We start from the raw sequence: 13,558 nt of genomic DNA on the forward strand, positions 1-13,558 counted from the left end.
ATTTTATTTTTCATCAAAATCTATTATCATATCCTTTATAAGATCTTCAAATTTTTCTTTTAAATTTTCTTCTATTTCTAATATATACATTGGAACATACTCTTCTTCATCTACTACAATTTCTAATTCTTCGAACTTAGTTAATAGCACCTCATCAAAGTTTATATTCAATTGTGGCATAGAATTTACTACTTCATTTGAATTTTCATAGTTCTCATTAGCTAAAGACTTATACATTTCTAAACTTCTCTTATAATAAAGTCCCGCTAGCATATACTCACATTTTTTATTTCCAAGTTTAAATCCTTCTTTATAATATTTTTCAGCCTCACTATCCTCATTTAACTTCAAACTTAATTGTCCTAAATTGTATATAGATTCTTCACAATTTTTTGATCTAGCTTTTTCATACCAATACTTTGAATTTACATAATCTTTAAAGTAACTATCAAATATTACACCTAGCATGTGTTGAGAATATGTATTCCCTTCATTAGCTGGTACTTCAAACATTTTTTTTGCATCTTCATAATTTTCTTCTTCAAAATAAATTTTTCCTAAATGAATTCTAGCATTTAAATGTGTTTTTTCAGATGCTAATTCAAAATATTTTTTAGATTCTAATACATTATCTTCTTCTTCATACATACATCCTAACTTATAATTAGCATGAGTATCTCCATTTTCACTGGCCTTAATATACCAAATTCTCGCCTCTTCATAATGTTCACCATCTTCATAAATTCTTCCTAATTTAATCTGACATGATAAATCATTTGAATTTCTTAAATAATAAGATATAGCCTTCTCTATATCTCCTTGTTGGAAATATAAATCTCCAATATTTTCAATAGCTTCTTTACAACCATCTACAATAGCTTCTTCATAATACTTTATAGCTTCCTCATAATTCTTAGCCTCAAAATATAGACCAGCTAAATTATTTTTTGCTTCTATCATATTGTCTTTAGCTGCCATTTCATAATATATTTTAGCTTGTTCAATATCATTTTTTTGATTATATAAATTTCCTAGTCTATACTTGGCTAATGTGTTATTTTTCTCGATACTTCTTTCATAATATTCTATTGCATCTTCATATTCTTCATCTCTATCATATATGTATCCTAATCTATATTGAGAATTACTACAATCTTTATCCGCACTTTTTAGATAGTATCTTTCAGCTTCTTCATAGTTTTCATCTATTTCCATTATAAGCCCTATATTAAAACATCCTTTTTTATGGCCTAACTTATGAAGTTGTTTGTATAAGCTTATAGCATTTTTTTCATCTTCTTCTCTTTGACTTAATACAGCTAGATTAAATTTACATTCTTCATCTGATAATACAGATCCTTTTTTATAACTTTCAATTGCCTCGTCAATTCTATTTAAATTATAATAAAGAACACCTAGATTAAAGCATGCCTTCCCAAAATTACTTTGAGATGCTTGCTTTAACCATTTTTCAGACCTTTCATAGTCTTTTAATTTAAAATATGTAACCCCTAGATTATTTTGTCCTCTTAAGTCTCCTAAGGCTGCAACTTTTTCATACCAGTAAATAGAGTACTCATATCCCTCTACTTTAAAATACATATTTCCTAAATTAAGTGCAGCTCTCTCTTCTCCATTTTTGAATGATGCTGAGTACCATTTTTCAGCTTCATTGTACTGCCCCTTAGCATGATACAAATTAGCTAATGCATACTGTGATTTTAAATACTCATATTCAGCAGCTTGCTTATAGCTTTCTATTGCTTTATCTATTTTTCCCATCTTCTCATAGAATGCTCCTTTAGTATGAAACATCTTTGGGTCTTGAGATATATTTCTTAAATTATGTATTGAAAATTTGTTTTCTTTCATATTAAACTCCCTATTACTTTAACTTTTAATGATTATTATATAATAAAAATATTTTTTCTAAATAATATTTAGCTTTTTGTAAATTTATTGTAATAATAGATACAATATTGATAATTATACAATATCCTCCATCATAGTATCATAACACCTTATAGATTTTGGTAATTATTTCTTTTTTATTTTTTACTATTTATTATGATTTATTCCAAGTATTTTACATATTATAGTCATTATAAATAAGATACTATATAATATTATGTGAGGGAGGGGTTTGTTATGAGTTTGGGTAATGTATTTTCTCAAATATTAATTTTATTTATTTTGATAATAATCGGTTATTATACCAGAAAAAAAGATTTATTAGATGAATATACTACATCTAAATTATCATCTTTAACTATGAGCATCTTTTTACCATCAATGATTATTAATTCTATGCAAATTGATTATAGTCCTGACATGATTGACAAAATAATAAAATTATTAATAATATCACTTGTCATGTATACTATATCATACTTAGCATCATATTTGCTAAAATTTATATTTAAATCTTGCAACGATTTGGGTATTTATCAGTACGTTATAATGTTTTCTAATGTTGGTTTTATGGGTTATCCAGTTGTCGAAGCTGTATTAGGAAAAGAAGCTGTATTTTATACAGCAATATTTAATTTGCCATTTAACTTATTAACTATTACACTAGGTACTTATTTTTTATCTAAAGGAAAAGCAGACTATTCTTTTTCTATAAAAAACTTTATTAATCCAGTAATTATATCTATTTTTATAGGATTAATATTATTTGTACTAAATATTAAATTACCTATTTTCATAAGTAAGCCACTGGATATGTTAGGTAATATTACTACACCAATGTCAATGATAATAATAGGTAGTATGCTTTGTGCATCTTCTGCAATTGATTGTTTTTATAATAAAAAACTTTATTTTGTAACAATTATTAGGTTAATAATACTTCCAATTGCTATCTACTTTGTTTTAAATGGTCAAATAAAAGATAGTTTGTTAATTTCTATTCCTATTGTAATATCTGCTATGCCAGCTGCTGCAAATACTGCGATAATGGCAAGTGAATATGAAGCTAATACACATTTAGCATCTCAAGCTGTTTTTTTTACAACTTTATTTTCAGTTATAACTATACCTTTAGTAAGCTCTATTCTAATAAAGTAACCATTTTATTTTTCAAAATATTTTTAAAATTAATTTAAAAATATTATAACTGTATCTTTATGGAAATATCTGTAATAATAATACTATAGGAGGAATTGGTATGGATATCGATTTAATTTTTAAAATAGTTTTATTAATAGTAGTTATCGGAATTGCTATAAAAGCATTAAAATTTGTAACTAGCTTTATATTCAAAATAGCATTAGTTCTTTTTATAATACTTATGATATACAAATTATTTATATAAAAAATGTGCTTCGCTTAAGCCACTGCGTTGGGCGCTACACTCCATGTTGTTAATAACTTAATGCATTGAGTAAAAAAGCATCTCTCGAATGAGACTTTAATACCATTCAAAGATGCTTTTTATTTAAATTAAAGTTGCTTTATTATTTTATACTTTTTAAATCTATATAAGCTTCTATTTGAGGTATGTATAACATATGTTCTTCTTTTATATGCGTATTGCCAAATTCTTTTAATTCTTGTCCTTCTTTATCTTTGCTTATTTTATATTTTACAATTTCATTATCTTCATCTATATTTGCATGAAAATACATTCCTTCATATTGTTTAAATCTGAAATTAAAATTATCTCTTGTTAGCTTAATGTTTAAATTCTGCATAATTTATCCCTTCTATTTAATTTTATATAATTATATCATATGTATATTGTTTCCTCAAACTGTCCATTCATTTATAATATAAGTATAATATTTTTAGCAATTTAACTTTATTTGTATTTGGAGGTGGTTTAAATAAAGAAACTTAAACTCTTATCAATATTGCTTTTTCCTTTAGCTTTATTAATTAACTTTATCAGTTCAAAATTCCCTATAGCTATAGACATATATTATTCATCCTTCATAAACAAATTTATGGTAGAAGTCTTAAGTAATGTAAGTGGAATTTTTCCATTTTCTTTATATGAATTTTTTATGTATCTACTAGCACTATTTACTGCTTTATTTTTATTATATATATTTATACTTATCATTAATAAAAGCTTCCGTAAAAAACTTTATGATAATAATATATATTCACTTAAAGATATTTTAAAATATTATTTACTTAATATCTTAAGTTTTTTATCTATAATATATTTTTTATTTATAATATTGTGGGGATTAAACTATAATAGAATACCTTTAGAGGATACTTTAATTAAAAATTATACTCTGGAGAATAATATAGTTTATACATATAATAAAGATGTACGTAACCACAATTCTAGTGACTTATCTAATTTATATAATTTTTTAATTTATAAATCAAATGAGACTAGAGAACTTGTAAAAGAAGATTCTCATGGTATTATGAAAGTTAATAGAGACTTTAAAGATGTTCTCAATCGAGCTTACTTAGGATATGAAAATACTGTAAGTATTTTACCTCAAATTGATGGTAATTATTCTAAACCTAAGTATGTATTATCATCTAATTTGATGTGCTATACAGGTATAACTGGCATTTATTTTCCTTTTACTGGTGAAGCAAATGTTAATATTGCAGTTCCTGATATTTACATTCCTTCAACAACACTACATGAAATGGCCCATCAAAGAGGTTATGCAAGTGAAGATGAGGCCAACTTTATAGGTTATTTAACAGCTATAAACCATCCAGATATATACTTTAAATATTCTGGATATATACTTGCACTTAATCATACTGCTAATGCACTATATAAAGCTGATTATAAAAAATATATGTCTTTATCTAAAAAAATTTCTAATGACGTAAAAAAAGATTTGATTAATAATAAAAATTTTTGGAAAATATATGAAGGCAAGGTTGATGAAATATCAAACAAATTCAATGACTCTTATTTAAAAGCTAATGGAATTAAAGAAGGTTCTGCTAGCTACGGTAAAATGGTTAACTTACTTTTAACCTATTATAAGCTTTATCCTCAAACACATAAATAATATTATCTTTTGCATCTTAAGTTTGTAAAACAAAAAGGATAAAATTTATATAAATTTTATCCTTTTTATATTAATTAAAAAGCGTTTTTTATTCTATCCATACATTCTTTTAATATTGATCTAGGACATGCTGCGTTTATTCTTACAAATCCTTTACCTTCTTTACCAAAGTTATATCCTTGATTAAACAAAACTTTAGCTCTTTTAAACATTATATCTTCTAGTTCAATTTCACTTAAACCATATTCATTAAAATCAACCCATGCCAAATAAGTTCCCTGTGGTTTTACTAGCTTTGCCTTAGGTAAATTTTCTTTTAAATATTTATCTATAAATTCCATATTATCATCTATATATTGGTTCAATTCATTTAACCAATCTTCACATTCATTATATGCTGCCATTGCAGATACCACTGCAAATGGACTTGGTGATCCAATATCTAACTTATCTTTTAATTCAAATAACCATTTTTTCTGAATTTCTTTATTATTTATCACTATATTTGCTAAATGCATACCAGCTAGATTAAACGTTTTACTCGGAGCGGTACAGGTTATTATCTTATCTTTATAATCACAACCTACTTTTAATGTAGGCATATGCTTATTTCCTTTTCTTATTAAATCTGAGTGAATTTCATCAGATATTAACCATAAATTATTTTTTTTACATATATCTATAACCTTTCTTAATTCGTCTGTTTTCCATACTCTTCCTACAGGATTATGTGGGCTACAAAATAACATAATCTTTGCCTTTGGATTTTTTGCTTTTTCTTCAAGGTCATCGAAATCTATTTCATAACTTACTCCATCATACTTTAAACTATTACTTACTACATTTCTGTTATTATTTTTGACTTTTAATTCAAAAGGTGTATATACTGGCTGCTGTATTATTACTGTATCATTTTCTTCAGTAAGTATTTTTACCAAAGTTATTATAGCCGGAACTACCCCTGGGCTAAAAAATATATTATTTCCATCAACATCTAGATTAAATCTCCTCTTATACCAACCACAAACTGAATCTTTATATTCTTTAGTATCTTCTGATGTGTATCCAAATATTTTATGTTCAATTCTTTTTCGTAATGAATTTACTATAGGCTCAGCACATTCAAAGTCCATATCTGCAACCCATAAAGGAAGCCCCTCCTGAGTTGCTTTTTGGCTACATCTTGTTCTAAAATCCCATTTTATACAATTTGTATTTTCTCTATTAACAGCTTTATCAAAATTATATTTGCTCATATATCCTCCAATATATATTAATTTAAATTTATAACTATTAAATTTTATTATATTACATAATTATTATAGCTTATTTTTTAATAATAAAAGCTATAGAAATTTAAACTTCTATAGCTTTTATTATTAATTTTATATATTTATATTAAATTATTTTTATAAAAGTATTTTAAATATTTCTGCCTTTAAAATATCTTTTTTTATCTCCTTCGTTTATACTTCTTATCACCTTACATGGGTTTCCTGCTGCTACAACATTTGAGGGAATATCTTTAATCACTATACTTCCAGATGCTATTACTGAATTTTCACCTATACTAACTCCTTGATTTATTGTACTTCCTCCGCCAATCCAAACATTATCACCTATAGTTATCGGCATTGCAAATTCTAGTCCGCTAGCTCTTACCTCAGGGTCTACAGGATGGCCTGCGGTGAATATATTTACATTTGGTCCTATTAGTACATTTTTACCAATATTAACTTTTGAACAATCTAGCACCGTTAAATTATAATTTGCATAAGATCCTTTTCCCCAAAATATATTATATCCATAATCACATCTAAACGGTGGCTCTATATAAAAGTTTTTATCTACTGATCCAAATAAATTTTCTAAAATTTTATTTCTTTCATCTACTTTACTTGGTCTTAAGCTATTATAATCAAATAAAACCTCTTTAGCATATTGTCTTTCTTCAAATGTTTCTAATCCTTCATTTCCAAATGCTATATAAAGATCTCCATCTATCATTTTTTGTTGTTGTCTTTTTATACTTTTCTCCTTATATATTCTTGATTCCCAAGGTTTTAAGTTTATTGTTGTAGTATTTTCATGAGGTTTTACTTCATGTGTTGATAGAATCAAGTTCTTATAATCTATATTTATTTCTTTTTGATAGTATATAGAATTATTATCACTTAGATTGCACATAATTATAAATGTATCATCATTTAATACTCTTTCATATGCATAAATATTTTCATCATATCTCATAAGTAAATTACACTTACCATATATTAATGCTTCATTTTGTTTTCTTATTTTAATCATTTCTTTATAAAAATTAAGAATTGAATTTCCATCATTCATTTGTTTTTCAACATTTATATCTATGTAGTTTGAGTTTACTTTAAACCAAGTTTTATCACTTTTACTAAATCCACCATTTTTAGAATTATTCCATTGCATAGGTGTTCTTGAGTTGTCCCTTGATGACATCCATACTTTTTTCAGAGCATAACTTTCACTTATACCTTTTTCTATATCTTCATAGTATGCATTTTTAGTTCCTATATCATCATAATCATTTATGCTATCAAGTTCTATATTTGTCATTCCTATTTCTTGACCTTGATATATAAATGGTGTTCCCTGTTGCATAAAATATGATAATCCTAGAGATTTTGCACTTTCAGCCAAATAGTCTCTATCATTTCCCCAATTTGATACTACTCTTACTTGATCATGATTTTCTATAAATAAAGCATTCCATCCTTTACCATGTAGCGCTTCTTGCCATTTATTCATTTCTCTTTTATATTTTAATATATCAAATGATTTTTTATTTTTATAGTCCCAAAGTGATAAATGCCCGAATTGGAATATCATATTAAACTTTCCATCTTCTTCTCCAACCCATTCATTACAATCATTTGTAGTTACACCATTAGCTTCTCCAACTGTCATTATATCATATTTATCAAAGGTTTCTTTTTTAAGCTCTTTTAAATATTTTTGTATGCCGTCTACATTCATATGCTTATCAAAAGATGGTACATATTTTAAATTATTTGGATTATCCATATCCAAAAGACCGTCTTCTTTTTTTATATGGCTTATTGCATCTACTCTAAATCCATCGATTCCTTTATCTAACCACCAGTTTATCATCTCATAAACAGCTTTTCTAACTTCTTCATTTTCCCAGTTTAAATCTGGTTGTTTTTTGGAAAATATATGAAGGAAGTACTCATTTGTAGATTCATCTTTTTCCCATGCAGAGCCTTTAAATATACTTTCCCAATTATTAGGCTCTAATCCATTCTTACCTTCTTTCCATATATACCAATCTCTTTTAGGATGATTTTTTGATGATTTTGACTCTCTAAACCATTCATGTTCATCTGATGTATGGTTCACAACTAAATCTATTATAAGTCTCATACCTCTTTTATGAACTTCCTTTAATAATTCATCAAAGTCACTCATTTTACCAAACTCATTCATTATGTCTTTATAATCACTTATATCATATCCATTATCATCATTTGGTGATTTATACATTGGGCATATCCATATAACATCTATACCTAAATCTTTTATATAATCAAGTTTCTGTATTATTCCTTGTAAATCCCCTATTCCATCATTGTTACTATCAATAAAACTTCTTGGATATATTTGATATCCAACAGCTTCTTTCCACCATGCTTTTTTCATATATTGCCCCCTACATTAAAAATAAATAATCACTTTAATTTATATATTATAGCTTCATAAGGTCTTAAAGTTATTTTATCTGGATTTTTATTAGAATCAATATAGTTGCTTAGTAGTATATTAGCTTCATCATATTTTATATCTTTATCTAATACAAATTTTTCTTCTTTATCATAAAAGTTTGCAACTACTAGTATTCTTTCTTCATTTAATTCTCTTATATATGCAAATATAGATTTATGATTTTTGTATAATAATTTAAAGTCACCGTATACAACTACATCCATTGATTTTCTTATTTGTATTAATTTTTTATAATGATTAAATACTGAGTTTTTATCTTCTAAATTTTTCTTAGCATTTATATCCTTATAATTTGGGTTCACTTTTATCCATGGAGTTGCTTTACTAAATCCAGCATTTTCACTTTCATCCCAATGCATAGGTGTTCTCGCATTATCTCTTCCTTTTGTATATATAGACTTCATTATGTCTTTTTCATCATATCCATTAGCTATACGTTCTTTATACATATTTAATAGTTCTATATCTTTATAATCATCTATAGTAGCAAATTTGACATTTGTCATTCCTATTTCTTCACCTTGATAAATATATGGAGTACCTTTTTGCATATGAAGTACTGTTGCAAGCATCTTAGCACTTAATTCTCTATATTCATTACTATCATTTCCCCATCTTGATACTATTCTTGGAAGATCATGATTATTCCAGAACAAACTATTCCATCCATCATTTTTAAGCTCTGTTTGCCATTTTTCAAACACAATCTTCAACTTAACAAAATCAAGCGGTGCTAAATCCCATTTACTTTTTCCTGGTATCTCGTCAAGACTTATATGCTCAAACTGAAATACCATACTTAATTCTTTTTCTTTAGGATTGCTGTATAATTTAGCTATATCAGGAGTAGCTCCCCATGTTTCTCCAACAGTTAACAAATCTTTATCTCCAAAAGTTTTAGAGTTCATTTCTTTTATGTATTCATGAAGTTTTGGACCATTATTTGTTATACATTTATCTGGTTGCTTTCCTACTAAATCTATAACATCTAATCTAAATCCTCCTACTCCCTTACTTATCCAAAAATTTATCATATCGTATAGTTCATTTCTCATATTTTCATTTTCCCAATTTAAATCTGGTTGTTTTTTAGAAAATAAGTGCAGATAATATTCATTACTATCTTCATCTAGTTGCCATGCACTTCCACTAAATATCGAAACTAAATCATTCGGCTCTTTTCCTTGTACTGGCTTTCTAAATACATAATAATCTCTATATTTGCTATCTTTGTTAGACTTAGCTTCTTTAAACCATTCATGTTCATCTGATGTATGATTTAAAACTAGATCCATTAGTATTTTAATTCCTCTATTGTTTGCTTCTTTTAATAAATTCTCCATCTCTTCGATGTTCCCAAATTCATCCATTATATTTCTATAGTCACTTATATCATATCCATTGTCATCGTTTGGTGATTTGTATACTGGAGATAACCATATTACGTCTATTCCTAATTCTTTTAAATAATCTAGCTTCGATGTTATTCCATTTAAATCTCCTATTCCATCGTTATTACTATCTATAAAGCTTCTTGGGTATATTTGGTATACTACAGAATTATGCCACCATCTTTTTTCAATCATTTTAACTTCCCCCTATTTATATTTCTATATAATTAAAATCATTTTGATATCGTTTTCAAGCTTAATTATATCTATTTGTGCATACGGTTGCAATAACTAATTAAAATAAAAATAGAATGTCTTAGCAACTAAGTAATCTTACTTAGTCGTTTTAGACATTCTATTTTACTATTTTATAATCATCATAGCAATTGATAATATAACAACTGATGATGCAAATATACTTAATACAACTTTAGTCGCAAATTTTACCCATGTTCCATAGTCAACTTTTGCTATAGCAAGTCCACCCATTACAACGCCAGATGTAGGTGTTATAAGATTTACTAATCCACATCCTGCGCCTAATAAAGATATAACTATCTCTGGCGCAAACCCTAAACTTTGAGCTAATGGTCCAAATATAGGTATAGATACACTAGCCAATCCAGATGTTGATGGTATTAAGAATGATAAGCCAATATATATTAAAAACGCAACATTAGTAAATAATATTGGAGACATTCCGCTTAAAGCACTAGAGGCATTTTGTAGTACATATGCATCTAAGCCTGTATTTCCCATTATAACAGATACTCCTCTTGAAATACCTATTATAAGTGCAACTCCTACCATTTCCGAAGCACCTTCTATTATATATGAAACTATATCTTTTTCTCTAAATCCATATACAGCACCTATTATTACAGCCATCAATACAAACCACATAGCTAACTCAGAAAACCACCAATTTCCTAGCGAACTTCCTGTTAAAAATGCTGTATGCTCGAATATATTTATTCCAAATCTTTCCCATGGTATAACACCAAGTATCATTACTATAAAAGATAAAGCAAATAAAGCCATTACTATTTTCCTTTTTGGAGTAAACTCTAATACATCTTCTTTCCCCTCTAAGAATGCTTTTTTAGCTTGATCCATTTCATGTTCAGACAATAATGAGCTTTCTTTATTTTTCTTAACTTTTTTAGCATAGCTCATAACAAAGAATATAGATATTGAAAGTGATGATAGCCACAATGCCACTCCAATTCCAATAACTGTAGCTTGATTAGCTACAACTCCAACTGATTTTAACGAATCTATACTAGTTGCTACTAGGAATGGGTTTACTGTAGAACCTAACACTCCTACTCCAGCACCTAAAAGTATAGTTGCTACGGCTGTTAATGAATCAAATCCTGCAGCCATCATTGTTGCTGTTACTAATGCATAAAATGCTAAAGTTTCCTCTGACATCCCATAACTTGTTCCACCTAATGAAAATATAAACATAAGTATTGGTATTAAAAAAAGCTCTTTCCCATTGAGTTTTTTTACTACTGAACCTATACCTGCATCAAGTGCTCCAGTTTTAGTTACTACCCCCAAAAAACCACCCATTAATAGAACATATAAAGATATGTCTATAGAATTTTTTAATCCTTGTATGGGAGCCATGATAACATCTGCTACAGATGCATTTTTCACTTCTGGTATAAACTGCGTTATCATTGCAATTACAACTGTTATACAAAACAATATAGTATACGCTGTTGGTAACCTAAACTCCTTTTTCTGCTTTGCTTCATTATTAGATTGATTGTCTAATGTATACTGCATTTTTATCGCCTCTTTTTTCCGTAAATATAAAATTCTTCTTAAAATATTTATACCATATAATTGATTTTTTTTAAATGGTAATTTCGACAAAGTTTCTATTTTTTTACCATATTCATTTTCTTTCTTTTATTTTTTACAATTTATGCCTTTTTTCCTTTATTTTTTTATTAAAAAAGCTGAAACAATTATTAAAATTGTCTCAGCTTTTTTTAATTTTGGTTTATATAATCTTGCGTTTCTTCAGGTAATCCTTTTTTATTTAATTTAGCTTCTATTATATCTTTTATAATAGAGTAAATTATAGCAAATAAAGGAACACCTATAATCATACCTACTAATCCTAGTAACTTTCCAGCTACTAATAGTGAGAATAAAATCCAAAATGCAGATATACCAATAGAATCCCCTAATATTTTAGGCCCTATTATATTTCCATCTAATTGTTGTATTACAACTATTATAAGTAAAAACCATAATGCCTTTATAGGAGACACAAACATTATTATTATAAATGATGGTATAGCTCCAAAGAATGGCCCAAAAAATGGTATTATATTAGTTATACCGATTATAACTGATATAAGTATTGTGTATGGCATTTTAAATATTGTTAAAATAACAAACGTTAAAACACCTATTATAGCAGAATCTATAATTTTACCACTTAAAAATTTACCAAAAGTATCGTTTGTTCTATGAGCTAATTCAACTGCAACATTTGCATGTTCATTAGAGAATATAGCATAAGTTATTTTTTTGCTTAATGCACAAAAATTCTCCTTATCTATTAATAAATAAATTGAAATTATTATTCCTAAAATAATATTCCATATGCTTGATAAGATTACCCTAACAGCTTCTCCTAATACTGGTAGTAGATTTGTTATTATACTAATAGTGTAATTAACAAAGTCATTCCACTTATCCATAGCTAGCCCTACATATTCACTCTCTAGATTAATCTTTGCACTAATTTCTTCTATCAATTTAGTTACATTAGTTACGTATGTAGGAACATCGTTCACTAGTCCTGCTATACTATCTACCACTTGCGGTAATACAAATTTCGTAAATAGATAAAGTATTATAAATGCAGTTATATATGTAAGTAAAATAGCAATTCCTCTTTTTCCTTTTTTCTTAATATTCTTTATTGAATCAAAAACTAAAACTCTTTCTTCATAAAAAGCTAATATAAAGTTTAACAGATATGCTATTACAAACCCTATTATAAATGGCTGCAAAGTTGAAACTATCCATCCTAATGTACTTGTAAATTCATCCATTTTATTTAATATACTAAAAAATGTTATGCTTGCACATATTACTAAAAATGAATATACAGATATTGTTGTATATTTTTTATTCCAATCAATCTTCATGTTTCCTCCCTCTTTTTTTAATACTACTTTTAATTATACCCTATTACTTCATTTTAATATCATTTATTTAAATTTCATTTATTTCTATAGGGTATTTGTACAAGTAATATATCATATATATATATAATTGTCATTACTTTTAGCATTCACATTGTTGAATTTTTATTCATATACAATACATTATAAAATTAATAAAAAAATACCTTAAATA

Annotated in this window: 10 protein-coding genes; 3 read left to right on the top strand and 7 right to left on the bottom strand. The window is 26.7% G+C overall.

All coding sequences use genetic code 11. From position 1 onward, the window contains the following. Nucleotides 1-3 precede the first annotated feature (3 nt). Nucleotides 4-1,872: a sel1 repeat family protein gene (locus tag NWE74_RS06015; protein WP_258242326.1), complete on the bottom strand. Its 1,869-nt coding sequence runs from the start codon at nucleotides 1,870-1,872 to the stop codon at nucleotides 4-6. A 276-nt stretch (nucleotides 1,873-2,148) separates the two neighbouring features. On the opposite strand from NWE74_RS06015, the gene NWE74_RS06020 reads away from it, so the two are divergent. Beyond that, nucleotides 2,149-3,069 carry an AEC family transporter gene (locus tag NWE74_RS06020; RefSeq protein WP_258242327.1) on the top strand — a complete coding sequence of 307 codons (921 nt, stop codon included), beginning with the start codon at nucleotides 2,149-2,151 and terminating at the stop codon, nucleotides 3,067-3,069. A gap of 100 nt (nucleotides 3,070-3,169) precedes the next feature. Next, nucleotides 3,170-3,316 carry a hypothetical protein gene (locus tag NWE74_RS06025; protein WP_258242328.1) on the top strand — a complete coding sequence of 49 codons (147 nt, stop codon included), beginning with the start codon at nucleotides 3,170-3,172 and terminating at the stop codon, nucleotides 3,314-3,316. Between the two features lie 142 nt (nucleotides 3,317-3,458). On the opposite strand, the gene NWE74_RS06030 is transcribed toward NWE74_RS06025, so the two are convergent. Then, nucleotides 3,459-3,695, bottom strand: coding sequence for a hypothetical protein (locus NWE74_RS06030; RefSeq protein ID WP_258242329.1), 237 nt, complete (start codon nucleotides 3,693-3,695; stop codon nucleotides 3,459-3,461). 252 nt (nucleotides 3,696-3,947) lie between these two features. On the opposite strand from NWE74_RS06030, the gene NWE74_RS06035 reads away from it, so the two are divergent. Then, nucleotides 3,948-4,997, top strand: coding sequence for a DUF3810 domain-containing protein (locus NWE74_RS06035; RefSeq protein ID WP_258242330.1), 1,050 nt, complete (start codon nucleotides 3,948-3,950; stop codon nucleotides 4,995-4,997). Between the two features lie 74 nt (nucleotides 4,998-5,071). Here NWE74_RS06035 and NWE74_RS06040 read toward each other — a convergent pair whose 3' ends face one another. The 5 genes from NWE74_RS06040 to NWE74_RS06065 all read right to left on the bottom strand — a co-directional run bounded on the left by NWE74_RS06040 (nucleotide 5,072) and on the right by NWE74_RS06065 (nucleotide 13,347). Beyond that, nucleotides 5,072-6,253, bottom strand: a complete 1,182-nt coding sequence (locus tag NWE74_RS06040; protein WP_258242331.1) for a MalY/PatB family protein — start codon at nucleotides 6,251-6,253, stop codon at nucleotides 5,072-5,074. 166 nt (nucleotides 6,254-6,419) lie between these two features. Beyond that, on the bottom strand, nucleotides 6,420-8,693 hold the full coding sequence (locus tag NWE74_RS06050; RefSeq protein ID WP_330666313.1) for an alpha-amylase family glycosyl hydrolase: 2,274 nt from the start codon (nucleotides 8,691-8,693) through the stop codon (nucleotides 6,420-6,422). Between the two features lie 29 nt (nucleotides 8,694-8,722). Further along, nucleotides 8,723-10,363: an alpha-glucosidase gene (locus tag NWE74_RS06055; protein WP_330666314.1), complete on the bottom strand. Its 1,641-nt coding sequence runs from the start codon at nucleotides 10,361-10,363 to the stop codon at nucleotides 8,723-8,725. 168 nt (nucleotides 10,364-10,531) lie between these two features. Then, entirely contained in the window at nucleotides 10,532-11,965 is a 1,434-nt protein-coding gene (locus NWE74_RS06060) for a YfcC family protein (RefSeq protein WP_258242332.1), read from the bottom strand. A 209-nt stretch (nucleotides 11,966-12,174) separates the two neighbouring features. After that, nucleotides 12,175-13,347, bottom strand: a complete 1,173-nt coding sequence (locus NWE74_RS06065; protein ID WP_258242333.1) for an AI-2E family transporter — start codon at nucleotides 13,345-13,347, stop codon at nucleotides 12,175-12,177. Nucleotides 13,348-13,558 lie beyond the last annotated feature (211 nt).

This window comes from Romboutsia lituseburensis, from assembly GCF_024723825.1.
Taxonomy (GTDB): Bacteria; Bacillota; Clostridia; order Peptostreptococcales; family Peptostreptococcaceae; genus Romboutsia_F; species Romboutsia_F lituseburensis_A.

Excerpts from the sequence above, each read along its gene's own strand:
- NWE74_RS06015 (WP_258242326.1), bottom strand. The coding sequence starts at position 1,872 with ATGAAAGAAAACAAATTTTCAATACATAATTTAAGAAATATATCTCAA.
- NWE74_RS06020 (WP_258242327.1), top strand. The coding sequence starts at position 2,149 with ATGAGTTTGGGTAATGTATTTTCTCAAATATTAATTTTATTTATTTTG.
- NWE74_RS06025 (WP_258242328.1), top strand. The coding sequence starts at position 3,170 with ATGGATATCGATTTAATTTTTAAAATAGTTTTATTAATAGTAGTTATC.
- NWE74_RS06030 (WP_258242329.1), bottom strand. The coding sequence starts at position 3,695 with ATGCAGAATTTAAACATTAAGCTAACAAGAGATAATTTTAATTTCAGA.
- NWE74_RS06035 (WP_258242330.1), top strand. The coding sequence starts at position 3,948 with ATGGTAGAAGTCTTAAGTAATGTAAGTGGAATTTTTCCATTTTCTTTA.
- NWE74_RS06040 (WP_258242331.1), bottom strand. The coding sequence starts at position 6,253 with ATGAGCAAATATAATTTTGATAAAGCTGTTAATAGAGAAAATACAAAT.
- NWE74_RS06050 (WP_330666313.1), bottom strand. The coding sequence starts at position 8,693 with ATGAAAAAAGCATGGTGGAAAGAAGCTGTTGGATATCAAATATATCCA.
- NWE74_RS06055 (WP_330666314.1), bottom strand. The coding sequence starts at position 10,363 with ATGATTGAAAAAAGATGGTGGCATAATTCTGTAGTATACCAAATATAC.
- NWE74_RS06060 (WP_258242332.1), bottom strand. The coding sequence starts at position 11,965 with ATGCAGTATACATTAGACAATCAATCTAATAATGAAGCAAAGCAGAAA.
- NWE74_RS06065 (WP_258242333.1), bottom strand. The coding sequence starts at position 13,347 with ATGAAGATTGATTGGAATAAAAAATATACAACAATATCTGTATATTCA.